Annotated in this window: 23 protein-coding genes and 1 pseudogene; 11 read left to right on the top strand and 13 right to left on the bottom strand. The window is 62.8% G+C overall.

Annotated features, from left to right (window positions below; genetic code table 11):
* Nucleotides 1–471: 471 nt before the first annotated feature.
* A pseudogene (locus tag QN222_RS03395) lies at nt 472–1,224 on the bottom strand (SDR family oxidoreductase).
* A 602-nt stretch (nt 1,225–1,826) separates the two neighbouring features.
* Between QN222_RS03395 and QN222_RS03390 the strand changes: the two are divergent.
* The 4 genes from QN222_RS03390 (at nt 1,827) to QN222_RS03375 (ending at nt 7,094) form a co-directional block, all read left to right on the top strand.
* Entirely contained in the window at nt 1,827–3,422 is a 1,596-nt protein-coding gene (locus QN222_RS03390) for a winged helix-turn-helix domain-containing protein (protein ID WP_284005224.1), read from the top strand.
* Between the two features lie 355 nt (nt 3,423–3,777).
* Nucleotides 3,778–4,185, top strand: coding sequence for a DoxX family protein (locus QN222_RS03385; protein WP_283962922.1), 408 nt, complete (start codon nt 3,778–3,780; stop codon nt 4,183–4,185).
* Between the two features lie 369 nt (nt 4,186–4,554).
* Nucleotides 4,555–6,609, top strand: a complete 2,055-nt coding sequence (locus tag QN222_RS03380) for an SMc04171 family calcium-binding repeat protein (protein ID WP_284005222.1) — start codon at nt 4,555–4,557, stop codon at nt 6,607–6,609.
* Between the two features lie 104 nt (nt 6,610–6,713).
* Entirely contained in the window at nt 6,714–7,094 is a 381-nt protein-coding gene (locus QN222_RS03375; RefSeq protein ID WP_283962920.1) for a YkvA family protein, read from the top strand.
* On the opposite strand, the gene QN222_RS03370 is transcribed toward QN222_RS03375, so the two are convergent.
* The 9 genes from QN222_RS03370 to QN222_RS03330 all read right to left on the bottom strand — a co-directional run bounded on the left by QN222_RS03370 (nt 7,095) and on the right by QN222_RS03330 (nt 15,528).
* Nucleotides 7,095–7,904: a DUF1194 domain-containing protein gene (locus QN222_RS03370; RefSeq protein WP_283962925.1), complete on the bottom strand. Its 810-nt coding sequence runs from the start codon at nt 7,902–7,904 to the stop codon at nt 7,095–7,097. It abuts the gene before it with no gap.
* A gap of 180 nt (nt 7,905–8,084) precedes the next feature.
* Nucleotides 8,085–9,314 (bottom strand): bifunctional alpha/beta hydrolase/OsmC family protein, encoded by a 1,230-nt coding sequence (locus tag QN222_RS03365; protein WP_283962919.1) that lies wholly within the window; start codon nt 9,312–9,314, stop codon nt 8,085–8,087.
* Between the two features lie 612 nt (nt 9,315–9,926).
* Nucleotides 9,927–10,433 (bottom strand): peptide-methionine (S)-S-oxide reductase MsrA, encoded by a 507-nt coding sequence (msrA, locus tag QN222_RS03360; protein WP_283962918.1) that lies wholly within the window; start codon nt 10,431–10,433, stop codon nt 9,927–9,929.
* Complete coding sequence (gene msrB / locus QN222_RS03355) at nt 10,434–10,877, bottom strand: peptide-methionine (R)-S-oxide reductase MsrB (RefSeq protein ID WP_283962917.1); 444 nt, start codon at nt 10,875–10,877, stop codon at nt 10,434–10,436. It abuts the gene before it with no gap.
* Between the two features lie 45 nt (nt 10,878–10,922).
* A complete protein-coding gene (locus tag QN222_RS03350) occupies nt 10,923–12,386 on the bottom strand; it encodes an amidase family protein (RefSeq protein WP_283962916.1) in 1,464 nt (487 codons plus the stop codon).
* Nucleotides 12,387–12,589: 203 nt separating this feature from the next.
* The gene (locus QN222_RS03345) at nt 12,590–13,054 is read right to left on the bottom strand and encodes a DUF6130 family protein (RefSeq protein ID WP_151613259.1); all 465 of its coding nucleotides are present in this window, start codon (nt 13,052–13,054) and stop codon (nt 12,590–12,592) included.
* A 286-nt stretch (nt 13,055–13,340) separates the two neighbouring features.
* Nucleotides 13,341–14,252 carry an NAD(P)-dependent oxidoreductase gene (locus QN222_RS03340; protein ID WP_283962915.1) on the bottom strand — a complete coding sequence of 304 codons (912 nt, stop codon included), beginning with the start codon at nt 14,250–14,252 and terminating at the stop codon, nt 13,341–13,343.
* Nucleotides 14,253–14,614: 362 nt separating this feature from the next.
* Nucleotides 14,615–15,070, bottom strand: a complete 456-nt coding sequence (locus QN222_RS03335; protein WP_283962914.1) for a carboxymuconolactone decarboxylase family protein — start codon at nt 15,068–15,070, stop codon at nt 14,615–14,617.
* 41 nt (nt 15,071–15,111) lie between these two features.
* Complete coding sequence (locus tag QN222_RS03330; protein ID WP_283962913.1) at nt 15,112–15,528, bottom strand: cupin domain-containing protein; 417 nt, start codon at nt 15,526–15,528, stop codon at nt 15,112–15,114.
* Nucleotides 15,529–15,645: 117 nt separating this feature from the next.
* On the opposite strand from QN222_RS03330, the gene QN222_RS03325 reads away from it, so the two are divergent.
* From QN222_RS03325 to QN222_RS03305, 5 genes are all read left to right on the top strand, one after another.
* Nucleotides 15,646–17,052: a PLP-dependent aminotransferase family protein gene (locus QN222_RS03325; protein WP_283962924.1), complete on the top strand. Its 1,407-nt coding sequence runs from the start codon at nt 15,646–15,648 to the stop codon at nt 17,050–17,052.
* Between the two features lie 197 nt (nt 17,053–17,249).
* On the top strand, nt 17,250–17,660 hold the full coding sequence (locus QN222_RS03320) for a VOC family protein (protein WP_283962912.1): 411 nt from the start codon (nt 17,250–17,252) through the stop codon (nt 17,658–17,660).
* 167 nt (nt 17,661–17,827) lie between these two features.
* Nucleotides 17,828–18,781, top strand: a complete 954-nt coding sequence (locus tag QN222_RS03315; protein WP_283962911.1) for a DMT family transporter — start codon at nt 17,828–17,830, stop codon at nt 18,779–18,781.
* 223 nt (nt 18,782–19,004) lie between these two features.
* On the top strand, nt 19,005–19,364 hold the full coding sequence (locus tag QN222_RS03310) for a hypothetical protein (protein WP_283962910.1): 360 nt from the start codon (nt 19,005–19,007) through the stop codon (nt 19,362–19,364).
* Between the two features lie 53 nt (nt 19,365–19,417).
* Nucleotides 19,418–19,837, top strand: coding sequence for a low affinity iron permease family protein (locus tag QN222_RS03305; RefSeq protein ID WP_283962909.1), 420 nt, complete (start codon nt 19,418–19,420; stop codon nt 19,835–19,837).
* 77 nt (nt 19,838–19,914) lie between these two features.
* Here the strand turns inward: QN222_RS03305 and QN222_RS03300 are convergent, their stop codons facing one another.
* Nucleotides 19,915–20,778 (bottom strand): cycloisomerase, encoded by an 864-nt coding sequence (locus QN222_RS03300; RefSeq protein WP_283962908.1) that lies wholly within the window; start codon nt 20,776–20,778, stop codon nt 19,915–19,917.
* Between the two features lie 178 nt (nt 20,779–20,956).
* On the opposite strand from QN222_RS03300, the gene QN222_RS03295 reads away from it, so the two are divergent.
* On the top strand, nt 20,957–22,396 hold the full coding sequence (locus QN222_RS03295) for a mechanosensitive ion channel family protein (RefSeq protein ID WP_283962907.1): 1,440 nt from the start codon (nt 20,957–20,959) through the stop codon (nt 22,394–22,396).
* A 118-nt stretch (nt 22,397–22,514) separates the two neighbouring features.
* The gene (locus QN222_RS03290; RefSeq protein WP_283962906.1) at nt 22,515–22,748 is read left to right on the top strand and encodes a hypothetical protein; all 234 of its coding nucleotides are present in this window, start codon (nt 22,515–22,517) and stop codon (nt 22,746–22,748) included.
* Nucleotides 22,749–22,926: 178 nt separating this feature from the next.
* Here QN222_RS03290 and QN222_RS03285 read toward each other — a convergent pair whose 3' ends face one another.
* Nucleotides 22,927–23,508 carry a dienelactone hydrolase family protein gene (locus QN222_RS03285; RefSeq protein WP_283962905.1) on the bottom strand — a complete coding sequence of 194 codons (582 nt, stop codon included), beginning with the start codon at nt 23,506–23,508 and terminating at the stop codon, nt 22,927–22,929.
* A gap of 190 nt (nt 23,509–23,698) precedes the next feature.
* Entirely contained in the window at nt 23,699–24,106 is a 408-nt protein-coding gene (locus QN222_RS03280; RefSeq protein ID WP_283962904.1) for a RidA family protein, read from the bottom strand.
* Nucleotide 24,107: the final 1 nt, after the last annotated feature.

The following is a 24,107-nucleotide window of genomic DNA, read 5'->3' as shown; positions in this document are numbered from 1 at the left end:
ACGCTTTGGTTGCGGGAGGACGTGTTGCGATCATCTCCGCCACGCTTCTGTTATCGATGCGGTAAGCCCACCCGATCTTCATTTCTGTGCTCGCCGTAGGACCAAGAGAGATGCGCGTCTTGCCCTGTCATCCTCGGGCTTCACTCTTTGTCATCCTCGGGTCAAGCCCGAGGATGACAGGCATACGGGGTATGGCGGAGAACTGCGGAGGGCATCGTAATCGACACGCCTTTCGGCGCTTTAAGGCGCGTTGACGGCCGAATGCCGGCGCGTTTGACGCCGCTTCGCGGAGGCGCGCTTTGAGGCGAGCACGGAGCGGACCCTGCCGCCGGCACTGAACCAGCCCTGGCGGCGGGAGCCTTCCGCCAGGGCTTTGCTTCGAGGGGCCTGCTCACTCGGTGGCGGACGTGGTCAGCCCCTGTTTTTCCCACAACCGCTGCGCACGTTTGGGCGACATGCACGAATGACCGCTCACTGAGCCTTTGGCTGGGCGAGCCAGTCGTCGAAGCGGATCGATCCGAGGCGGGGGTTCTGGCCGGGTGTCAGCGATTGGTCGTCGAGGACGGCGCCGAAGTAGCGGGCGTGGACGTCCGGCACGACCTTGCGCGTGTCCCCAGTTGCCTTCAGGAAGCGCCTGACCACTTCGTCGAGCGGGATCGCCTCTGGACCGGCGACTTCGACGGTGCCGTTGACCGGGGCTGCGAGCGTGACTTCGGCGAGCGCCGCCACCACGTCGTCGGACGCGATCGGCTGGAACAGCGCCGGCGATACGCGGATCTCCTCGCCGACGGTGGCCGACTGGGCAATGCCGCCGACAAACTCGAAGAACTGCGTGGCGCGCAGGATGGTGTAGGAAATGCGGGATGCCTTGATGAGGTTCTCCTGTGCGACCTTCGCCCGGAAGTAGCCGTTCTCCGGAAGCCGCTCGCTGCCGACGATGGAACTTGCGACTAGGTCTCGGTGGCCGCCGGCTCATTACACGACCAGCAGGTTGCGGCCCGACGTTTCGAAGAACTCGAGCACGGCCTTGTCTTCCCATACCGGGGCGTTCGCCACATCGACGACCATGTCGGCGCCGTCGAGCGCTTCGGCAAGGCCCTCGCGGGTGATGGTGTTGACGCCGGTATTGGGGGAGGCGGCGATTGCCTCATGGCCGCGCTCCTTGAGGGTCTTCACAAGCTTCGATCCGATGAGGCCGGTGCCCCCGATGACGACGATCTTCATGGCTTCTCTCCTTTTCTCCCGACCGCAACCATTGCCGTCGATGTGGGTGGAGAGTGCCTCGGCGCTTAAGGGAAGTCCTTGCCGCGGGCTTGAATTGAGCTTGAGGGAAGCTTGGTTATTCGTCCAAGACGGCTTTGCCGGATGGCAGAGCACACGACAGCAGCGTACGGCGCCTCGTCAGTTGTGCCACGGCAAGGTTCTCCTCCGTCCCTCATTCCTGTGCTTGTCACAGGAATCCAGGCACGGCGCGTCCGCGCCGTGAACGACTCGGTCTCGCAGCAAGACAGATGTTGCCACAGTTGTGGTTCCGCTTCAGTCGCGCACGGTTCTCCCGCGCCCAAGGACTTGGGCGCACTGGATTCCTGTGACAAGCACAGGAATGAGGGAGGATGGGGGACGGCCGTGCGTCACGACTCAACTGACTTAATGAGGGCGAAAAGAGCATCCGCGAAACCCAATTACCTGCTGTCGCTCGATGGGCACCGGATGCTCTTATCTTCGGAGCTGCGGACGGAAAACCGCTACACACTTCTCCCGGAATCGCCCTAAGCACGCGCTGCCGTGCTATCAAGAGACGGAAGCATTCGCCGAGGGATACCGACGTGCCGTTCGTGTTTGGAGACTACGCGCTCGATCCGGAGCGCCGGGAGCTTACGTTGCGCGCGGAAGTCGTCGCCGTCGGGCCGCAGGTCTTCGATTTGTTGCTGCATCTCGTCAGGAACCGCGACCGAGTCGTCAGCAAGGACGACCTGCTCGCCGCTGTGTGGGGCGGCCGGATCGTGTCGGAATCGACCATCACCAGCCACATCAACGCGGTTCGCAAGGCAATCGGCGACAGCGGCGAGGAGCAGCGCCTGGTCCGCACCGTCGCCCGCAAGGGCTTTCGCTTCGTCGGCGAGATCAGCGTCGACGAGATCGGGGACGTCCGGCAGCCCGACGGGCGAGGCGTCATCGAGCACGGCTCCAGCGAACAGAGGGAACCGCCGCCGGCACTCGTCCTGCCGGACAAGCCCTCCATCACCGTCCTGCCGTTCCTCAACCTCAGCGGCGATCCCGAGCAGGAATATTTTGCCGACGGCGTGGTGGAGGACGTCATTGCTGCCCTGTCGCGCATGCGCTGGCTGTTCGTCATCGCGCGCAATTCGAGCTTTACCTACAAGGGCCGGGCGGTGGATGTGAAGGAAATCGGCCGGGAGCTTGGCGTGCGCTACGTGCTGGAGGGGAGCGTGCGCAAGTCCGGCAACAAGGTGCGCATCACCGGCCAGCTCATCGACGCCACGACCGGCACGAATCTCTGGGCGGAGCGCTTCGAAGGCATGCTCGACGACATTTTCGAGCTGCAGGACCAGATCGCCGAAAGCGTCGTCGGCGCGATCGCGCCGCAGCTCGAGCGGGCGGAGATCGAGCGCGCCAAGCGTAAGCCGACGGAGAGCCTCGACGCCTACGACTATTACCTGCGCGGCATGGCAAAGCTGCACAGCGGCACCCGCGAGGCGATCGAGGCGGCGCTGCCCTTGTTCTACAGGGCGACCGAGCTCGATCCGGAATTTGCGTCCGCCTATGGCATGGCGGCCTGGTGCCATTTCTGGCGCAAGGTGAATGGCTGGATGACCGACCGCAGCCAAGAGATCGCCGAGGGTGCGCGGCTGGCGCGGCTTGCGATGGAGCTCGGCCGCGACGATGCGGTGGCGCTGACGAGAGGCGGGCATGCGCTCGCCCATCTCACCGGTGACCTCGACGGCGGCATTGCTTTCCTCGACAGGGCAAGGTTTCTCAATCCGAACCTCGCCCCGGCCTGGTTCCTCGGCGGCACATTACGGGCTCTTCGCGGTGAAACCGACGCCGCAATCGAGCACCTGGCACACGCCGTGCGGCTCAGTCCCTTGGATCCGGAAATGTTCCGGATCCAGGTTGGGATGGCGCTGGCACATTTCTTTGCCGGGCGCTTCGATATCGCCTCGGCCTGGGCGGAGAAGGCGCTGGGGAACCTGCCGAGCTTGCTCCCCGCGGCCGTCGTGGTGGCGGCAAGCCACGGGCTTGCCGGGCGCCCCGAGGAGGCACGGCAGGCAATGCAGCGGCTGCGCGCGCTCGACCCATCCCTCAGCGTCTCCAACATTCGGGACTGGATGCCGATCCATCGCCCGGAGGATCTGGCGCGGCTCGCCGATGGGCTGCGGTTGGCCGGGCTGCCGGAGTGACGGTGGCACAGTGCGTGGCCGCGTAAATCGCACTCGGGAAGGCCGCACCATCGCCCGCCCAAGCTGAGGCGTCCCCTAGCAAGACGTCCGGAACGGGCCTGCGCGGACACGCTGTCCCTTCGCGCCACCGGGCACGAAATAACACCTCGACCCGTTGCTGAGCCTGGCCCTGGGGTAGGTGTCGAGGAATGTCCAGAGCGCGGGTCCTGGCGCTGCGCGGATGTCACGCGACTGTGACTTGCGTTTGCTTGGATTCGCGCCTCGCTCTGCATCATAGTCTTCCCGGGGTGGGCGCTGCGAGCGGAGTCACCCAACCGGACCAGGACCTCCGGTTGGTCATGAGGAAGGCGATGTGATGAATTTCGACAGGATCTCAGGGTGGGCGCCACAATGGTTAAGTGTCGTGAGGATCACGACGGCGCTACTGTTCCTGGAGCACGGCACCCAGAAGCTTTTCAATTTCCCGCCTGCTCCGGAGCCAATGCAGCTATCGGGGCTCTTATTAGTTCAGGGCCTCATCGAGGTGGTCGGCGGCATGTTGCTGGCGATCGGACTCTTCACCCGGCCGGTCGCGTTCATTCTGTCCGGCAATATGGCGGTCGCCTATTTCATGGCCCACGCACCGCAGAACTTCTATCCAGTGATCAACGAGGGCGATACGGCGATCCTCTACTGCTTCATCTTCCTCTACTTCTTCTTCGCGGGCGGCGGGCCATGGAGCGTGGATGCCGCTCGACGCGGTAGCGGCCTCGCGACACCCTGAATGGCGCCCTACAGCGCCGCGCGGCTTATCACGCGCAAAGGACGCTGTAGCACTCCGAATTGCTGCATGGGCTGAAAAGACTCTTCCGCGCCGCAACCGCGGCGCTGCGGACGTCGCTGTGACAAGCACAGGGATGAGGCGAATAAAGCATCCGCCAGGCCAACCAAGCGTCAGATTTTACCGCCACGCCGCTCGACTTATTTGTATTGCGCGAATGCTAATATTATTTTCGAAACAAATTACTCGAATTGGTGAAATAATATAATGTTGCTTCGTTGCGCTCATATGTATACCTTTGCGTCGGCGCTGTATTATATTTGCACTCGCAAACTATATTTACAGCGCGAGCAGGGCGCGGAGGATGGCGACATGGCCAAGATCGAAGGCTCGTATTCCGGTGATGTGTTGCAAGGCTCGGACGACACCGACTACATCTGGGGACTTCCCGGCTGGGACAATATCGATGCCGGCGGCGGCGATGACTTTGTCGACGGTGGTGACGGATGGGATATCCTGACGAGCTCGAGCGGCTACGACCGTCTCGATGGCGGCACGGGTGACGACCAGATCGTCCTCGTCGGCACGGGTGGCGCCGTGACCGGAGGGGTTGGCTTTGACGGGTTGATCATCGATCTCTCGATGGCTTCCGATCGGCTGGAGTTCAACGGGCAGAGCGGTCACGGCATCATCGGGTACCGCAGCGCCAACGAACGGCACATCTTCTTCCACGATACCGAGTGGTTGAGGCTCACGGCGGGAAGCGGCAACGACCGCATCAGGGGAACGGTGGGCAGCGACACCATCTCGACCGGCGCCGGCGACGATGTCGTCGAAGGGGGAGCCGGGCAGGATACCATCACCAATACGGGCGGCCATGACCGCCTCGACGGCGGCGAGGGAAACGACCGCTTTATCCTCGTCGAAACGGGCAGCACCGTCTTCGGCGGCACCGGCGACGATAGACTGACGATCGATCTCTCCGCGGTTTCGGACCAGGTCGTGTTCAACGGCGAGAACGGTCACGGCATCATCGGATACCAGACGGTCGACGAGCGGCATCTTTTCGTCCGGCACTACGATATCGAAGAGATCGTACTGATGACGGGAAGCGGAAACGATCGCATCCAGGGGACCGTCCGCAGAGACGTCATCCAGACGCAAGCTGGAAACGACTTCGTCGATGCGGGGGCAGGGGACGACTTGATCGTCGACGGGCGCGGCGCAAACCGCCTTTTCGGCGGTGCCGGCAACGACGGCATCACGACGACGCTCTATTCCGCCGAGGTCGATGGCGGGCTTGGCGAGGACTGGGTCCGGATCGAGGAAAGGGTGCGCTTGAGCGACGCCACCATCGATTTCAGCATCGGCCGCACATCCACGGGCACGATATTCCGCGGCATCGAGAGTGCCAGCATCGGGCTCGGCAGCGGCAATGACACGGTAATCGGCGGTAATCTCGACTATGTGATGGTGGATGCCGGCGCTGGCGACGACCGCCTCGAAGGCAGTACCGGCGGTGACCGGCTCAATGGTGAAGGCGGCAACGACCGCATCGACGGCGGCGAAGGAAACGACACGATATCGACCGGCGTCGGCGACGACGTTGCCTTCGGCGGCGACGGCAAGGACTCGCTCGCCAACGATGGCGGCAACGACATCCTCGATGGCGGCGCCGGCGACGACTGGATCCGGGCCGCCACTCCCGGCGGCGGCAGTCTCGGCGATGGATCGGTCATGCTCGGGGGGACCGGCAATGACTCGTTCATCGCTTATTTCAGGGGAGAGGTCGATGGCGGCGACGGGCGCGACCAGCTCGAATTGAAGCTTGGCGCTTCTCCGGATGCGACCGATTTCGACGCCATGCGGGGGGCGACCCAGACCGGCTTGACCTTTGCCAATGTCGAAAACTTCAGGGTCTCGACCGGGATCGGGAACGACGTGTTGCGGGGTGCAGACGGTGACGATGCCTTCGATGCGCTCGGCGGCAACGATCTTCTCGAAGGTCGGGGCGGGAACGATGAGCTGCGGGGCTACTCGAACAACGATCGGCTGTTCGGCGGCGACGGCGAGGATTTTCTCGATGGCGGGACCCAGGATGATCTGTTGAGCGGCGGAAACGGGGCCGACATATTGGTCGGCGGCAGCGGCGCGGACACGTTTCTCTGGTCCACTGAAAGCCCGGATCAACAGGGCATCGACCGCATCCGCGACTTCGAAACCCGGAGCGGCGACGTGATGGCGTTCTCTGATACCGCGCAGGAAAATACCGGCATCCGCAATTACGCCGATTTTCTCGCAGCCTCGACGGACACGGCCTCCGGCGTGTACGTCGCCTTCAATGGCTCCGACACCCACGGGCTGCTGATCGAAGGCGTTTCCCTTCGGGCTCTCACGGCCGGCGACGTGATATTCGGCATCGTCTGAAACCGGTGGCCGTGCGGAGACGATCAAAGGACGCTGTAGCACTTTGAATTGCTGCATGTTTTTAACCTTGAATCGCCCAGGATTTGAGGGCATGCAGGAGCGACATGCAGTGGCTGGACCGGTCAAAGAAATGGGCAAAAGGCATCAAGCGGGACGTCGTCGTCCTGTGGCTGGCGGCGCGTGACCGGCGCGTTCCCTGGTATGCGAAGCTTGCCGCCGGAGCGGTCGCCGCCTATGCCCTGTCGCCGATCGACCTGATACCCGACTTCGTTCCGGTCCTCGGATATCTCGACGACCTTGTCATAGTCCCGCTCGGCATCATCGCCGTCATCAGGCTGATCCCGGACGACGTTCTGGCGCAATTGCGCGTCGAGGCAACGAAGCGCACCGAGCGCCCCACCAGTCGAGGCGGGCTGGTCGCGATCGTCGCGATATGGCTTCTGCTCGCGGCTCTCATCGTCTGGATGGTGATCGGCGACATCTGACTACCGATTCAGTTCCGGAAACACCCGCTCGATGAAGTTCGGATTGAGCTTCTCGCCGATCAGGCAATCGACCGGGGGTGTCGCAGCGGCCAGCCGGGGAGCCCATCGGGGCGTGCGGCCGCTCACCTCCAGGAGCAGCTTCTGGCGAACGGCGATCGCAAAGTCTTCCGTCTCGTGCACCGGAATCATGAAGGAGCCAGGGCCGCCGATGACGCATTCCGAATAATACTGATCGAGCGGAACGCCCGAATTGGAGGGCCTGATCACGATCGCCAATCCGTTGATGATGATCCCGCGCTCCAGCGCGGCGGCCCGTGCGGGTGCTACCAGCGGTCCGGTGTTGTTTTGCCCGTCGCCGGAAAGGTCAAGGACACGGCGCGCCCCGGAATAGGCGTTGGACTCGATCAGGTTGGTCCCGAACAGGATGGCGTTGGAGATGGAGGTGCCGCGCCGCGTGCCGACCGGGCGGCTTTCGAGCCGGGCGGTGAAGGCTTCGACGTCCGCGGCGTCCGCGATCACTTGCCAGTCCAGCACCGACTCTTCGTTCACCAGTCCCGCCCATTCAAAATAGCTGATGGCGATCCGTCCGAGGTAACCGCCCTTGATGGCGTTGATGAAGTCCGGGTGCCTCAGCGCCCCCAGGTAGCCAAGGCGCTGCACACGTGCCTCCTCCATGTCCATCGAGCCCGACATGTCGACCGCCAGTACCAGTTCCAGGTCGACATCCGAAGGCGCCGCGTCCGGAGGCGCGGCGGCCGCCTGCATCGCAATTCCGGCAAGAAACAGGATCAACGCCAACACGCGCAACATCGCATCAGGCCCCCTCATCATGTCCTCGCAGGAGAGTACCACAGGATAGCCGGGGCGCGTTAGCCGCCGGATGAACGGAACCACATGCCATGCCGTTCGTGGAGAGCGGCAGCCACACCAGTTCACCAACCGAAGCAATCGTGCTGTCGCCTACGGCGCTGCGCGTTTTATCAGACGCGCTTATGACTTCACGACGGTCTTTATCTTCGCCACAGCCTCGAGCGTGCGATGCACCGGGCATTTGCCGGCGATCTCGACGATCTTGGCGCGAAGCTCCTCCGAGACCTCGCCGCCGACGGAAATGACGCGCTCGAAATGGTCGATCCTGGCGCTGCCGCTGCGCTCCGACTCGGTGCATTCCTCGCAGTCCCTGGCGTGGATCTTGGCGTGCGAGACGTCGACGCCGATGCGCCCGAGCGCGAGCCCTTTGTGATCGGCATAGAGGCGCAGCGTCATCGAGGTGCAGGCGCCAAGCGCGATCGCCAGGAAATCATAGGGCGAGGGGCCGGAATCGAGCCCGCCCACGGTTTCGGGTTCGTCGGCAAAAAGCCGATGGCCGCCGGCTTGAACCGCGTTCTGGAACTTGCCTTCGCCCGTTTCCATCACACGGACATGTTCGATCGGCTCCGTGCCCTGCGGCGTGTCGGCGGCGAGATAGCGCGTCAGCCAACCCGAAATCATTCGGCCCGCGAAGGCTGCGTCCTCAGGGTCGGTGAGCAGGTGGTCGGCCTTGTCGAGCGAGACAAAGCTTTTGGGATGTTTGGCCGCGAGGAAGATTTCGGTGGCGTTCTCGATTCCGACCGTCTGGTCGAGCGGCGCGTGAAGGACGAGGAGGGGCTTTTTCAGTGCCGCAACAGCGTCCTTGATGCGGTGCGCACGCGCGTCCTCGACAAATTGCTTTCTTATGAGGAAGGTGCGCCCGGCAAGATCGACTTGCGCCGCGCCGCTTGTCTCGATTTCCTCGAGGCTTGCTCCGAAGTTCTTCAAGACGTGGCCGACATCGGCCGGTGCGCCGATCGTGGCTACGGCGCGCACTTCGGGAATGCTGCTGGCGACGGCCAGCACCGCTGCGCCGCCGAGCGAGTGGCCGATCAGCAACGAGGGTGCCTCATAGTGTTGGCGGAGATAGTCGGCGGCCGAAAGCAGGTCGGCGACATTGGAGGAGAAATTCGTCGAGGCGAATTCGCCGCCGCTCGATCCGAGCCCTGTGAAATCGAAGCGCAGAACGGCGACGCCTTCGCGCGCGAGCTCGGCCGCAACGCGGCGTGCTGCTACAAAATCCTTGGAGCAGGTGAAGCAATGGGCAAAAAGCGCGTAGGCGCGCAATGGCCCGTTGGGCAGATCGAGGCGGGCGGCAAGCGTGGCGCCGGAATGACCGGGAAACTGGAGCCGTTGCGTGTTGAAGGCCATGGTGCGCTCCTTTGCTATAAGGAAATGCCCATTCTACATCTGCAACGGGGCGACCGGGTACCTACACCTTTGCGCTTCTTTTCAGGCGTTACAGGACGCGACAGCAGCCTGCTGCTGGCTCGTCGGTTGCTGTGCGACAAGGCTTCTCGTCGCATCCTCATTCCTGTGCCTGTCACAGGAATCCAGCCGGCCCAAGTCCTTGGGCCGAAAAGACTCTTCCGCGCCGCGGACGCGGCGCTGCTGGATCCCTGTGACGAGCACAGGGATGAGGGAGCGTGTTGGTGCGCAGTGCATCCATGTAGCCTCGATGACGGAGCGCCGGTGGTTGGTGGCTGGCGCATCGATGCCCGAACATCTCTCGTTGTTTGCTCAGCCGTTACCCCCCAACCTCCTCATTCCTGTGCCTGTCACAGGAATCCAGCCGGCCCAAGTCCTTGGGCCGAAAAGACTCTTCCGCGCCGCGGACGCGCCGTGGCTGGATCCCTGTGACAGGCACAGGGATGAGGGCGAAGAATGCATCCGCATGCCTCGTCCAATGCCCGGCGTCACCGCCGGGCATTGGAGTTGACTTGAACGCAACAGCAATCTCCGCAGCCGGAGACAGGCGGCCGGTTATTCGGCCGCCGATCGCCGGGGCAAGACCCAGTTGGGGCGGGGGAAGTGGCAGGTGTAGCCGTTTGGGAAGCGCTCCAGGTAATCCTGGTGCTCCGGCTCCGCTTCCCAGAAATCTCCCACCGGCTCGACTTCGGTCACAACCTTGCCCGGCCACAGGCCCGAGGCCTCGACGTCTGCGATGGTGTCCTCGGCGATCCGCTTCTGCTCGTCGTCGGTGTAATAGATCGCCGAGCGGTAGGACATGCCGATGTCGTTGCCCTGCCGGTTCTTCGTGGTCGGGTCGTGGATCTGGAAGAAGAACTCCAGAATCCGCCTGTAGCTGGTCTTCTCGGGATCGAAGATGATCTCGATGCCCTCGGCGTGGGTGCCGTGATTGCGGTAGGTCGCATTCGGCACGTCGCCGCCGGTGTAGCCGACGCGGGTTTCGACGACGCCGGGAAGCTTGCGGATCAAGTCCTGCATCCCCCAGAAGCAGCCACCGGCCAAAACAGCTCTCTCGGTCATTCAGATATCCTCTACCTGGTTGATATAGGCGCCATAGCCCTCCGCCTCCATTTCCTCACGCGGAATGAAGCGCAGGGAGGCGGAATTGATGCAGTAACGTAAGCCGCCCCGGTCCCGGGGCCCATCGGGAAACACATGGCCGAGATGACTGTCGCCATGCAGAGAGCGCACCTCGGTGCGGATCATACCATAGGAATCATCCCGCAGTTCCTTGACGTTTGCCGACACGATCGGCTTGGTGAAGCTCGGCCAGCCGCAACCGGAATCGAACTTGTCGGCCGAGGCGAACAGCGGTTCGCCGGAAACGATGTCGACATAGATCCCCGGCCGCTTGTTGTCATTATATTCGCCTGTGAAGGGGCGCTCGGTGCCGTTCTGCTGGGTCACCCGAAACTGCTCGGGTGTCAGCTTGCTGACCGCTTCGTCGGTCTTCTTATAGCTCATTGCCTGTCTCCGTTGTTTAGATCTTGATCGAGCAGCGCCGATCGTTCAGCTAGGTGATGGCAGCATCCCGACGGCCGCTTCCACACGACGTGCGAGTTCGAGGAGGCTGCTGTCACGCCCGTGCGAACCGTCAATCTCGAGCCCTAGCGGAAGCCCGTTTTTAGACAGGCCCGTAGGAATGCTGATGCCCGGCAAATCGGCCAGGCTCGCGGCGACGGTGTTCTTTGCCAGAACCAGATCGCTGACCTCCTGATCCGCGATTGAGAACTTCGACTGCTGCTCGATCAATGGTGCCGTGCAGGGTGTCGTTGGAAAGAGAAGTGCGACAGCCCCGCTGCGGGCAAAGGCTTCGCTGAATCGACGTTGGATTTCCGGACGATCGCGTGTCAGTGCTGCCTCATATGTCTCGCGGGAAATATATCCACGTCCGATCGGCAAGACGACGTGCCCCCAAGCTTCTCTCAGACCGGGTTTCAAGCCGTTATAGATTGCGTCGAACGAAGTTGGAACGCCGTTGTGATGAAGAAATCCTGAGACCGCTTCCATCGTCTCATGGAAAAAGATGTTCCACGTTGCCCTTTCGGTGATCGAGGAGAAGTCTTCTCCGAGGTCAATCTCGATAATCTCGGCGCCAGCCTCGCGTAGCCGCCGTACCGCGTCTTTGAAATGCGCCTCGACGTCAGGTTCGACCAAATCAAGATATTGCCGAGGCGCATAGGCCAACCTGACACCCTTCAGGTCAGACCGATCGGAGCCTGCGGTCGCTTCAGCCTTCGTGACGATTTGATCGATCAGGGCGCAGTCTTCGACATTGCGCGCAAGCACACCCGTCGTATCGAGGGTATGAGAGATCGGGGCGACCCCGTTCCCTGGCCACCGCCCCGTCGTCGGCTTGAAGCCAACCACGCCACACAGCGACGCAGGCACTCGGATCGAACCTACCGTATCGCCCCCCAAGGCGGCGGGGACGATTCGAGCCGCGACGGACGCGCCCGCCCCGCTGGAGGAGCCCCCAGAGACATGATTGCGGTTATGGGGGTTTTTCACCTGACCATAGGTGCTGTTGTTGCCGGTCAAGCCGTAGGACATTTCAACGAGGTTATTTTTGCCAAGCACGATGCCGCCAGCATCCTTTATCGCGGCAACGACCTCGGCGTCCTTTTCCGGCACGAAACCTTCCAGATTCCGCACTCCAAGCGTCGTCCGCAGTCCTTGAGTCAGATAGCTGTCCTTTATCGCCAACGGAACGCCGAGAAGGGGAGCAGTGGAACCAGCGGCGCGTGCCTTGTCCGCATTTCTGGCCGCCGCCAGCGCAGCTGCTTCGTCTACCGTAATGAACGCATTTAGATCGGAGTGCGTCCGGGCGCGCTTAAGGAGAGCGGCCGTATAGGACTCCGACGAGATATCGCCGTTACGAACGGCAGCAGCCGCTGCGACGATGCCAAGCCCGGTGAGCCCTTCCGCTGCCGGCTTCGAATCTGTTCTAACGAAGACTTCGTTCTCGTGCATGATAACCTCACTTTAGCCACTGCATGTCTCCTTAAATCGACCTCGATTTAAGGACAAAGACATGCAGCAATTCAAAGTTCTACAGCGTCCTTTGCGCGTCCGATAAGACGCGCGGCGCTGTAGGACGACCAACGTGCCGGAGGCCGTCACGTTCAGGGGCCGCGCAGTTGTCAACTGCGCGGCAGCGCATCGGAGAGCGATCCTCAGTGCGTGTGAGGAGCCGCCGTGTCGGGGACGGTGAACGTGTGCGTCACCTCCTGCCCGGGGATCACGTTGTGATTGGCGTCGACCAACCGGATATTCACCTTGTGCGGGCCGGGCGGGAAATTGGCTATATCGACGGTGTTGTTGTCACTCGCGTCCGCCCACCACCACGGCAGGTCATCGACGATAACGTGGAGATGTCCGATGCGTGGAGACACGTCGACGGCGCCCGCCCCAAACACCGGCACGATGCGTAGGTTCTCCACCCGGTACTGAGCCCAGTAGACGCCCTGGGCAATCCCTTCAGGAAGCGGGGGGTCTACGATCAGCTTAGGCGCGGGTTCGTTCTCGACGGCAACATAGGGTGAAGGGCCGCGGATCTCCCGCGCGCTCTGGGCGAATGCGCCGGTTGCGAGCACGGTAGCGGCGGTGGCGGCGGCAAGGGTCTTGATGAGCAGGATCATTTCAGTCGTTCCTCTGGTTCAGAGACCCATTTCCTCATGCCGGACATAAACATGGGCCCGGCAGGCGAAGGACCGAATAGTGACGTCTCGGGAGGCTCTCTTTCACGTTGTGAGCGAAGGATCCCATGTCATGCTTCGGTCTCACGGCTCGCGGGTCGGTCCGAACCGTTGGGCGAGACTGACGCATGCTCGTATCTTGAATGTGTTCGGATGCTCGCAAACTGTATCGCTATGTAGGAGCAAGGCCGATCCAATACCACCGACGCCTTCCAGGAATGACAAAGCGTCAAGCGTCCTTCCACAGCAGCCGCCGTGGCGTGAAGCCGAGTTTTGTCTTCGCCTGGCTGTTGGAGGCGCCGGTCAGGCGGGTATGGTAGTAGACCGCTTCCTCGCCCGCCGCTGTCAGCGCGTCTTCCACGCTCACGCGCTTGGGCTCCGGCGCATCGACCCAGCGGGCGAAGGCGGGCAGCCATTCGACGACGGGCAGGGGATCGTCGTCGACGACATTGTAGACGCCCGGCTCGGCGTTAAGCGATGCGACCGTCGCGGCGATCGCGTCGTCGATGTGCACGAACGACCAGACGCCGTTTCCTTCGCCGATAATCGCCGACTCGCCCTTGCGGGCCTGCTCGGCGATGGCCCCGTTCGGCCGGTACCAGGTACCGGGGCCGTAGAAGAAGCCGTAGCGGAGCACGACGCCGTCAAGCGATGGCGAGGCGAGCACCCGGTCCTCATAGGCGCCGATTGTGCGCGTGCTTTCACCGATCTCGCCGGGCGCGTCGTACCTCAGCCTGGCGGTCTCGTCGGCAAGCGCTCCTGCCGGAGCCTCCAGATAGAACCCGCGAGACTGCATCATGAAGCGGCGAACGCCCAGTTCCTCTGCCGCGGCGAGCAGATTGGCGCCGCCCTCGCGGTGAAGGCGGGTATCGTTGGGCATGGCCTTGATGATCTCGGCGGGGTCGGCCGGAAGCCAGGTGAGCTGATCGACCACCACGTCCGGCGCTGCCGCCTCGATCGCGCGATGGACCGCCTTGGGGTCAAACGCATCGGCGAAAGACACTCCGGCCCCGAGCTCGCGTAGCCGATCCGCCCCCCGACCGGGCCGCGTCATGCCGGTGACCTGGTGGCCCAGCGTCAAGAGCGCCCGCACCAGCGGCAAACCGACGGCACCCGTAGCACCTGCGATGAATATTTTCATTGCCAACTCCTTGGTTTGACGGCATTTCAAGCTGAGCCGCTGTACACGGTAGCAGCCTGCCGCTGCATCGTAGACTGCTGCGTCTCCCACCCCTCATTCCTGTGCCTGTCACAGGAATCCAGCCGGCCCAAGTCCTTGGGCCGAAGGGACTCTTCCGCGCCGCGGACGCGGCGCTGCTGGATCCCTGTGACAAGCACAGGGATGAGGGCGGAAAGGCATGCGCCAAACCCCTCACGCTAGGTCGCGTGCTGTACGGTGAGGCCGCGAAATGCATCTAACGCATCGAAATAACGCAGTTCCTGACGGAAAGTCGTTAGACACTTTGTCGTGGGTGATCTGGTGCGCCTCGATGGCGGCACCGGTTACTTTTCCAGCGCAGCCTGTGGCGTATTGCGGAAACTGATCGCCAGCCGATTGTAGGTGTTCATCAGACCGATCGCGATCGTGAGATCGACGAGTTCGCGCTCGTCGAACACCGCACGCACGGCTTCGTAGGCGTCGTTCGGCACGTTGGTCTCGGCCACGCGCGTCACCGTTTCGGCCCAGGCAAGGGCGGCCCGCTCGCGCTCGTCGAAGAGATTGCCGGCTTCCGCCCAAGCCTGCACCAGCGCGATCTTCTCGATTGTCTGGCCTTTCTTGATGAGGTCACGCGTGTGCATGTCGAGGCAGTAGGCGCAGTTGTTGATCTGCGAGATACGAAGATAGACCAGATCGACCAGCACCGGAGGCAGGCTGCTCTGCATGATATAGCCGTAGACTCCGCCGAGGGCTTTGACGCCGGCTGGTGCGATCTGGTTGTAGTCGAGGCGCTTGCTCACGTGTTTTGTCCTTAAAGGCGTTTCGTTTCTTGAACGCCGGTTCAGTCGCGGGGGGTGGTGATGTTCTTTTCACCGCTGTCGTGGACGATGACCGCCAGCAGCTTTGCGGGCTTGGTCTTGCTCGCATTGCGGCTGACGAGATGGGCGGACCCCGGCGGTTCGTACCAGCTCTCGCCGGCGCGGAAGGTCTCAGTCGGGCCGTCGTTCACCTTCGACGCGATTTCTCCGGAGATTACGTAGGCGAAGATGAAAGCCGACTTTGCGTGGTCGTGCGGAAGCGAGGTCCCACCCGGCTCATAGTCGACAATCAGTGCGCTCAGCGTCTTGCCCGGAATGTTGGGTATCGCCTTCTCGAAATGGGGCGTAACGGTTTCGCCGAGGTCATGCGCTGCGGCAGGCATTGCGATGGCGATTGCGATGGCGGCGCCGGCAGCGCCAATTACAGATCGTATCGTCATGACGGTTCTCCTTTGCTCATGGTCATGATGACGTTTCTTCGTTGCCGCCTAGAAATGACGGTCTTCTGGTTCTAAAAAAAGCACCAAGAACCGGCAAAAATCGTGTACCAAGAGAGCATGGACCAGCCGCTGAAACTGGAGCTCGACCGGTCTGCGAAGACGCCACTGGCAGAGCAGATACGAAAAGGCATCAGCACCGCGATCGAAAGCGGGGTGCTTGCGCCCGGCGCTCGTCTGCCGTCCTGGCTGGACCTTGCAGCCCAGCTCGGCGTCGCCCGCGGCACGGTGCGAACGGCGTATGAAAAGCTCACCGCCGCCCAACTCATCGTCGCCTCGCGCGCGGCTGGAACCCGCGTCGCGGAACAGCCTGCCGCCATCGCCCGGGTCGAACAGCCGCCCGATCCCGGCTCGTTCATGGAGCAGTATCTGGAGATGACGGCAGGCCCCGCGATCTTCCAGATGGGCGTGCCTGCGCAGGAAACCTTTCCCGCGACGCTCTTTGCCAGAATCCGCTCGCAGGCCGTCCGCGCGGAATCGAGCGCGCCCGCGATCTATCCGGACCCGCGCGGCGAACTGGAACTGCGGCGGGAAATCGCCGCCTATGTCGCTGTCGCGCGCCGCATCGAGTGTTCGCCATCCGAGGTCATCATTACCGGCGGCTACGCCAACGGCCTCGGACTGGCGCTCCGCGTGCTCGGCCTCGAGGGGCGCAAGGCCTGGGTTGAGGATCCCGGTTTTCCGTTCAGCCGGCGCGGGCTGGAACTTGCGCGATTGTCGCTCGTGCCGATTCCCGTCGATCAGGACGGCATCGATGTCGACCATGGCATGCGCCATGCCCCGGACGCGGCACTGGTCGTGGTGACGCCGGGGCAGCAGGCGCCGCTCGGGCCTGCGCTTTCGCTGGCAAGGCGACTGCGACTCCTCGACTGGGCGGCTCGGAGCGAAGCCTGGGTGATCGAGGACGACTATTTGAGCGAATTGCAGCTCGATGGCCGCGCCGCACCCGCGCTCGCCTCGCTAGACCGCGCCGGGCGCGTCATTCACATCGGTTCCTTCAGCAAGACCATCAGCCCTGCGCTGAGACTCGGTTTCCTCGTCGCGCCGCCCGCGCTGGCACCTCGCTTCGCGGAGGTCGCGGCGTGCCTCGCGCCGCCTCCGGGGCCGGCGGTGCAACTCGCAACCGCCGAGTTCATGCGCGAAGGCCACTACATGCGGCATCTGAGGCGCACGAAACGCGTCTATGCCGCCCAGCGCGACGCCTTGTTGAAGTGTCTCACGCCGGGCGCCGCGGAGGCGACTGTTACCGGCCTGGCCGTGCTGCTGCGGCTGCCGGACGGCGCGCCGGACATTGCCATCGCCAGGGAAACGCTGGCATTCGGAATGGCACCGGCACCGCTCTCGGTCTGGTATGCGTCGCCGGCTTCTGCAAAACCCGGTTTGCTTCTGGGCCTCGCGACGGCTCCGCAACGGCAGCTCGCAAGATCCTGGGAGCGCCTGCAGGGGATCATCGGACGCTTCACGTGACGAAGAGGGAATGAGTTGGTCGGCTGGCGTGCCGGACTATTCGTACCAGAGTGTATCGAGATACGTCGGTTTTGACGTTCTCCTACATTACGGCGGCAGCGGCGAAACATCCCAGACACGAACAGCGCGCTTTTGTGCGTCATCAGCCGAAAGGGCAGGAAGCCTCGGCGAAGACGAACCGCACAAAGGAAGAAATCATGGCCGCCAAAGCCGCACATCAGTTGTTGGGACACGCCGTCGTAGGGACCAACGATCTGGCCACTGCCGCAAACTTCTATGACAAACTGTTCGCCCTGTTCGGCGTCGGACGCATCCTGGAACAGCCCGGCAGGGCAATCTACTTCGGCACGACGGGTCTCGAGTTCGGCGTGACCAATCCCTTCAATGGCGAAGGCGCCACGATCGGCAACGGCAACATGGTTGCGCTCAGCGCCCGCTCTCGTGCTCACGTCGATGAGGTGCACGCGCTTGCCTTGAAGCTTGGCGGGACCGACGAGGGCAAGCCGGGGCCGCGTGGCCCGAACGAGGATGGTCCGTACTGCGCGTATTTCCGCGATCTCGACGGCAACAAGTTGCTCGTCTTCCGCGCCGGCCCGGATGAAGCCTAAGAGATTAGATCATTGAAATGATCTAACTCTTTGAAACTACGCAATTCCGGACGGAAAGCCGTTACACACTTTTCCTGGAATTGCTCCACAGACCGATTGCTCGATCGAAAGTTCGAGCAATTGCCTCCTCCACAAACACGCAACAATCCTTGAGCCCAGGTGCTTCAATGACGAGCTCCATGATGATCGGCGTCGCCGCCGCGCTCTTTGCCGCCTTTGCGTGGTCGCTGAATTTTGTCGTCCCCTTCGTCATAGGCGACTACTCGGTTTTCGACTTTGCGCTGTTCCGGTTCGTGATCTCCGGCGTTTTAGGCCTGGGATTTCTGGCATTCACCAGAAAAGCCCTGCGCGGACTAAGGTTTCGCGACCTGTTGACGACAGCCTGGCTTGGTTTCATCGGGTATCTCGGCTATTTCCTGACCGTCGCCGGCGCGGCCATATTTGCGGGTCCCGTGATTGCGCCGGCATTTCTGGCATTCGTGCCCGTCGTGCTGGCGATCGTCGGCAACTTGCGCCAGAGAAGCGTGGGCTGGAGCTCCCTGATCCTGCCGCTCACATTGGCTGTCGTCGGCTTGTCCCTCGTCAACGTCAGTGTGTTCGATCTGGCTAGTGTAGCGACGACGGGATCACTCGCGATCGGCATTCCGCTGGCGATCGCCGCCGTATTGCTGTGGACGTGGTTCGGCATTGCCAATGAGAGTGCCCTTGCCAAACGTCCAGGCATGGATCCAGTCCTCTGGACCGCACTTATCATGACCGGCGGCGGGATCGAGACGCTTGCCTTCATGCCTGTTGGTCTTGCCTTGGGCGTGTTCGAGATACCGCGGCTTGGTCTCGGCTGGGACGTCGCTGTTCCTCTCTACCTGTGGGGAACGGGTCTGGCGCTTCTGGCCTCGGTCGGCGCTGCATGGGCGTGGACGATTGCCTCGCAGCGGCTGCCTGTCGCTCTGTCCGCCCAGTTGATCGTGTCGGAAACAGTCTTCGGTACGCTATTCGGCCTTGCCGTGCATGGCCGTTCGCCAACGCTGCTGGAGATTGCCGGAATAGCTATTCTGACCGCCGGTGTCTTGACCGCAGTCCGGGTCTTCCATGGAGCGGGCAGGCAATCGGCAGTGGCTTAACATTTCTCGGACTCTCGATACGGCCGGGAACTGTGCCGCCACCATCTGTGCCGTCATCTCCGGTGCTGGCGCCGCAGGCGGACGCGAGAAATGCTCGAATTGTCCAATGCCGTTCCCATCGGCACGGTCAAGGTTTATCGTGCCGGAGAGAGCATCGGAGCTGCCGGGGCGAGGGGCGCCGCGGGTGCGAACGATCACGCTCTCGAAAAGAGGGGGACCGATCATGCACAGGATCAGAGTGCTCAGCGCAGCAATACTTTTGCTTACCGTCCCAACCTTCGCGGCCGACTTGCTGCCGGAACCGGTGACGCCGGTTAGCCACGGCATTTCGGCGGCTGACCAGCCGACCGTCACCCGCTGCAACGAGGCGATCGCCCAATGGGCCTCGCAATACAATCCAGTTTCCATCGAAACCAGCCTGACCGAGCCGGTGAGCGCAGGCGAGGGCGGCGCGCGGACCGCTACGCTGGCGGTCAAGATCGACTACCTACGCCAGGGCGGCATCGAGCCGCGCTCCGCCACCATCGCCTGCACGGTGACGGCGGATGGCGAGGTCAGCGTCGAGCTGATCAAACAAGGCTAGGACGGGGAGCGTCGCTGCGCCGTGACGCGCCCAGGTCGGAGCTGTGGTGCCGAATGAGGTTGGAGCATGCACGTAGCGCCACCGGCGGCGCTGTCCACGCTCGCAAGCGGATCTTTCGGAACCCGATACCGGCTTTGGCCGTTGCATTCTCCATGATACGGGATCCGATACGACGTTCACTCAGCGTACTGGCGGCTGCGACCGCTCGGCCCGCGGCGTTTCTGGTTGTCATAGCCTATGGTGTGCTGTGGCTGATCCTTGAGCCCGAGACCTTCGACATGCACAGCCTGGCGACGCTTATCGTGTGGGTCATGACGTTGATCATTCAGCGCGCCGAGCACGGCGACACCCAGGCGATCCACGCAAAACTGGACGGACTGCTTCATTCCGACCACCGGGCTCCAGACGGCCTTGCGGAGATCGACGACGCAGAACCCGAAGACATCGAAGACGCGCGGCAGAAGAACAGCTAGCCTCTCGGGCGCCGCTTCTTCCGGCAGCCATGACGCCTGAAGCGTGGAGCCGTCCGCAGGCTGATCCCGTCGACCGGCTAATGAGATCTGGCTGTTTGCTGCCCGAGCACCATGCGGCTCACCGTCACGTGGTTATCTGCGGGGCTTTCGCCGCGGCTGATGCCATAGAGCACATCCGGCGTCGAGCGGTCCCAGGCAATGCCTTGGCCGGTGTTCTTCAGCGGCACCGTCGCGATCCATTTCAGGACAGAGCCGGTCTCCGGACGCTCCATCACGTACGCCTCAGCGGCATCGTGCCCGGTCAAATAGAGCCTGCCGCCGGGTCCCCAGGATCCGCCCGAATTGCTCATGTCCCCGAACTTCTCAAGCACTTCATGCGGCAGAACCCAGGCCTCGGCGATCCGCCAGTCCCGGTCAAAGCGGACGACTTGCGTGTTGTCCTTGTTTCCATAGGCGAAAGGACCGTGGCCGAATTTCCGGTTGTAATTGGCGAATGCTCCCCACCATGAGCCGTCGTGATAATCGAGCCATGTAAAGAAGCCGCGATCGATTCCGAGGGCATAGGTGTCGAGGTGCTGCATGGTTGCTGCGTCAAAGACCTCGACCGAGTTGGCCGCCGGCCAATCGGGAAAGTTCGAGTGCGCCGCGTATATTTCCCCTTCAACCACCACGGCGCTGTTGAGGTGCTTGATCGGGCCATCCTTTTGATCTTCGAAAACAGCGACCCGCTCGCCGCTCGCCTTGTCGTATTTGGCGATCATGCGGTTGTCGACGGCGTAGAAGTGATCCGCATCCACGCCGACCCCCTGGTTGGCCTCGGGAACCGCGAATTCCCGTATCGATTCCGCCGCGACCCGTCGCCCGGGTGCCGCAACGTCTGCGATCACGATGCTGGCCGCAAGCGTGAATCCGGCCGAAAGTAGAATGATACCCGCCCGCAAGCGCGCCTCCATCTGCTCGCGTCAACCATCTTGTTCATGCCATCCTGCCAGGAATTCTTGCCCGCAATATGCAGGCGCGAACGACAACCGGTGCTGCAAAAGGATAGGTTGCGATCTTCGCCGTCGACACGCATAAGCGCCGAGCCGCCCGACCCGCTTTCAGAAGGCATTTCCGCGAATGTTCGATCTGCTTGTCTCGCCTCTCGTCCAGGTTATCGCGCTGGGTGTCACAAGCATTGTTATCTGGCATCTGCAGGGGCGCGGCCGTCCGAATGGGCGGCTGGTGGTTCAGATCGCATTTTTCCTGACCATGACGGCGATAATGGTCGGAAACGGCATTTCTCCGTTCAAATCTCAGCCGATTCAGGAAGTCGGCGGTACCCTCATCGCCGCCAAGATTTTGTGGTGGGTCCATCTGGCCTGGTCCACCATCGGCTTTATCCGCATCTACATCGTGCTGGATGGCAGGCCGCTCGAAGCGCGGCTGCTTCAGGACCTGTTCGTCGCCGTCGTCTATCTCGGGGTGACGCTCTCCATCCTCTCCTTCGTGTTCGGCATTGCGATCGGAACACTGGTCGCGACCTCGGGCGTCATCGCGATCATACTCGGGCTTGCCTTGCAGAGCACGCTGAACGACGTTTTTTCCGGCGTGGCTTTGACGCTGGGACGCCCTTACGGCATCGGTGACTGGATCATCCTTGCCGATGGCGTTGAAGGGCGGGTGGTCGAGAACACCTGGCGTTCGACCCATGTCCTGACGCCGGCCAACAACATCGTCGTCTTGCCGAACAGCGTGCTGGCGAAGGTCGGGCTCACCAACATCACCCGTCCTGACGAGACGCACCAGCAGGTCCTGACGCTCCGCGTGAGGGCGACACATCCGCCGTCCTTTGTCGCCGAGGTCATGCGGCGGGCAATGATCGGCGCAAACTACATCGTTCACGATCCTGCTCCGATCGTCGCTCTCAAGGGCGTCGATGCCATGGCGGTCGAGGTCGAGCTGCAATACCGTGTCAGGCATCCCGCCGACCGGACTCCTGCCCGAAACGAACTCATCGATCTCGTCTACCGGCAATGCGCGGCTATGGACCTGTCGCTCGCCCTGCCAACAACGGCCAGCGTTCTCACGGAGAGCGCCGTTCCAAAGCCGGCATCCGCGGAGACGGCGAAGGACCTGCTTCAGACCAGCCCGATCTTCGCCGACCTGAAACCGGAAGAGCTGGCGAAGCTTGAAGCCGCGGCGCGGGCGCGGCGATACCGGTCCGGAGAGCTCGTGCTCGATCGAGCGGAAAGCAGCTCAAGCGTGATGCTTGTCCGCTCGGGAGCCGTCGCGGCCTATCGCCAGGGCGCGGAGGTCACGCGACTGGGATGCGGCGCGATATTCGGGCAGACCGACGCGATCGACGGCGAACCGACAACATTCGAAGCGCTGACCGGGGTCGAGGCCTATGAGATCGACAGCCTGGCCGTGAAGTCCCTGTTGCGAGACAATCCAAACCTCCAGACCGACCTTGCCCGCCACCTTTGCGGCCTCGCGGGGGATGCGCGGGTCGGCCATGGGCCTGCCGAGGGTAAGCGTGCCTTCCTGCGGAGGGTTCACGGCTTCCTGGGACGGTAGGCTGGCGCGATGCAGGAACGGTGCAGTCCCGGCGGTGCATCTGGCCACCGCTTCGTCAATGTTCTTGCTCAGGCGACTGTCCGATGAAGCCTTTTCCCGGATCGTGCGTTAATGCAGCATGGACGAACTCGCCATCATCGAACGCCATCTCGCGGAGGCAGAGCGGCACTTGGCCGAAGCTTCCCGCCACGTCGAGAACCAGCGCAGAATCGTCGCCGAACTTGAGCGGGACGGTTTGGATGCCTCCTTGGCACATGAGGTCCTTGAGACATTCGAACAATCGTACGTTGCGCACAAAATGGAACTTGACCGGTTGGTTCAGGAGAAAACTCTAGCCGTTGGGAAGACCTGATCGATCCGTCTTCGAGAATGGTTAGACCCTGTCGCCTTCAGTGCTTTCATGATGTGCATTCCCGGCGGCGACGCCGCACGTTCGCAGGTGCCACTATTCATCTCTGCGCTTTCAGATAGTGCTGAGCGCGCGCGATCGATTCCAATAAGTTGAGACGCGGGATAAGGGCGCCGGCGCTTCAGACCCGGTTCAGGAACTCAAGCACCCGCCGGGTCAGCAGCGCGGCGGCGTCGGCGTCGTATGACGGGAGCGAGCTGTCGGCGAAGTAGTGCTGGTCGCCGGGATAGAGGAAAAGCGCGGCGTCCTTAGCCTTTTCGACGACCTCGCGGGCAGCGTCGATGTCGCCTTCGCCGACGAAGATCGGGTCGTTGTCCATGCCGTGGATTTCAACCGGGACGCCGTCCGGCCATGGCCCGAAGGCCCAGGTGCCGCTGATCGGCAGGCAGGAGTGGAAGAGCAGCGCTCCGCGGGCTCCGGGCCGGGTTTGTGCGAGTTTCTGGGCCGGCAGCACGCCGAAGGAGAACCCGGCATAGACGAGATCGAAGGGCAGGTCGTCGGCGATGCGGACGCCGCGCTCGCGCATTTCGTCGAAGCCGATCTCTTCGATGTAGGCGAGACCCTCTGGGATGCTCTGGAACGTGCGCCCGTCGAACAGGTCCGGCGTGTGCACGGTGTGCCCGGCCTGCCGTAGCTCCTCGGCGAAGGCGCGGACGCCGCGGGTCAGCCCCTGTGCGTGATGAAACAGCAGGACCTCGGCCATAAGATGCCTCCGGGCGGAATCGACGGAAACAGGCGGCAGCGCATCAACCGCTTAAGCCGCGAAGACTGCGCCATCGGGGACGCATTCTCGTTTCCCAAGGGCTACCACAGGCAGACCCGGGCACTCAAGGCGGCGGGCCAAAGACAGCGCGGCGTGGTGCGATCAAACCTGCCCAATGCGAGGCGGCCGCTCACGACGGCAGTCGAACGATCATTTCCATTTCCAGCTGCAAGTCGGGCGCGGCCAGAGCGGCGACACCGACGCCCGTGAGGCTCGGCTGCGCGCCGTCGAACAACGCACTCAGATATGGCATCAGCTCCTCGATGCGCCCGGGCGTCAAATCAACCATGTAGACGCGCACCATGACGAGGTCTTCCGGCGAGGCGCCTATGGCGTCGAGAGCCGCCTTCGCGTTGGCGACGACGAGTTCCGCCTGTTCCGCGAGGCCATCCGGCGCCGGCTCGCCGCCTGGGCGCCAGGCGACCTGCCCGGAAATGAAGGCAAGCCGGCCCGGCTCCACGGTTGTGATCTGCGAGTAGCCGAGCGCACCCGCATCGGGCAGGGCAGGCGGATTCAAACGCGTCAGTGACTGTGCCATT

The sequence above is a fragment of the Sinorhizobium sp. 6-70 genome (assembly GCF_030124375.1).
In the GTDB taxonomy this organism is placed as follows: Bacteria; Pseudomonadota; Alphaproteobacteria; order Rhizobiales; family Rhizobiaceae; genus Sinorhizobium.
Note: the sequence above shows the minus strand (reverse complement) of the source record. Positions and strands in the feature narration are given on the sequence as shown.

Excerpts from the sequence above, each read along its gene's own strand:
- QN222_RS03385 (WP_283962922.1), top strand. The coding sequence starts at position 3,778 with ATGAATTTCGACAGGATCTCAGGGTGGGCGCCACAATGGTTAAGTGTC.
- QN222_RS03380 (WP_284005222.1), top strand. The coding sequence starts at position 4,555 with ATGGCCAAGATCGAAGGCTCGTATTCCGGTGATGTGTTGCAAGGCTCG.
- QN222_RS03375 (WP_283962920.1), top strand. The coding sequence starts at position 6,714 with ATGCAGTGGCTGGACCGGTCAAAGAAATGGGCAAAAGGCATCAAGCGG.
- QN222_RS03370 (WP_283962925.1), bottom strand. The coding sequence starts at position 7,904 with ATGTTGCGCGTGTTGGCGTTGATCCTGTTTCTTGCCGGAATTGCGATG.
- QN222_RS03365 (WP_283962919.1), bottom strand. The coding sequence starts at position 9,314 with ATGGCCTTCAACACGCAACGGCTCCAGTTTCCCGGTCATTCCGGCGCC.
- msrA (WP_283962918.1), bottom strand. The coding sequence starts at position 10,433 with ATGACCGAGAGAGCTGTTTTGGCCGGTGGCTGCTTCTGGGGGATGCAG.
- msrB (WP_283962917.1), bottom strand. The coding sequence starts at position 10,877 with ATGAGCTATAAGAAGACCGACGAAGCGGTCAGCAAGCTGACACCCGAG.
- QN222_RS03350 (WP_283962916.1), bottom strand. The coding sequence starts at position 12,386 with ATGCACGAGAACGAAGTCTTCGTTAGAACAGATTCGAAGCCGGCAGCG.
- QN222_RS03345 (WP_151613259.1), bottom strand. The coding sequence starts at position 13,054 with ATGATCCTGCTCATCAAGACCCTTGCCGCCGCCACCGCCGCTACCGTG.
- QN222_RS03340 (WP_283962915.1), bottom strand. The coding sequence starts at position 14,252 with ATGAAAATATTCATCGCAGGTGCTACGGGTGCCGTCGGTTTGCCGCTG.
- QN222_RS03330 (WP_283962913.1), bottom strand. The coding sequence starts at position 15,528 with ATGACGATACGATCTGTAATTGGCGCTGCCGGCGCCGCCATCGCAATC.
- QN222_RS03325 (WP_283962924.1), top strand. The coding sequence starts at position 15,646 with ATGGACCAGCCGCTGAAACTGGAGCTCGACCGGTCTGCGAAGACGCCA.
- QN222_RS03320 (WP_283962912.1), top strand. The coding sequence starts at position 17,250 with ATGGCCGCCAAAGCCGCACATCAGTTGTTGGGACACGCCGTCGTAGGG.
- QN222_RS03315 (WP_283962911.1), top strand. The coding sequence starts at position 17,828 with ATGACGAGCTCCATGATGATCGGCGTCGCCGCCGCGCTCTTTGCCGCC.
- QN222_RS03310 (WP_283962910.1), top strand. The coding sequence starts at position 19,005 with ATGCACAGGATCAGAGTGCTCAGCGCAGCAATACTTTTGCTTACCGTC.
- QN222_RS03305 (WP_283962909.1), top strand. The coding sequence starts at position 19,418 with ATGAGGTTGGAGCATGCACGTAGCGCCACCGGCGGCGCTGTCCACGCT.
- QN222_RS03295 (WP_283962907.1), top strand. The coding sequence starts at position 20,957 with ATGTTCGATCTGCTTGTCTCGCCTCTCGTCCAGGTTATCGCGCTGGGT.
- QN222_RS03290 (WP_283962906.1), top strand. The coding sequence starts at position 22,515 with ATGGACGAACTCGCCATCATCGAACGCCATCTCGCGGAGGCAGAGCGG.
- QN222_RS03285 (WP_283962905.1), bottom strand. The coding sequence starts at position 23,508 with ATGGCCGAGGTCCTGCTGTTTCATCACGCACAGGGGCTGACCCGCGGC.
- QN222_RS03280 (WP_283962904.1), bottom strand. The coding sequence starts at position 24,106 with ATGGCACAGTCACTGACGCGTTTGAATCCGCCTGCCCTGCCCGATGCG.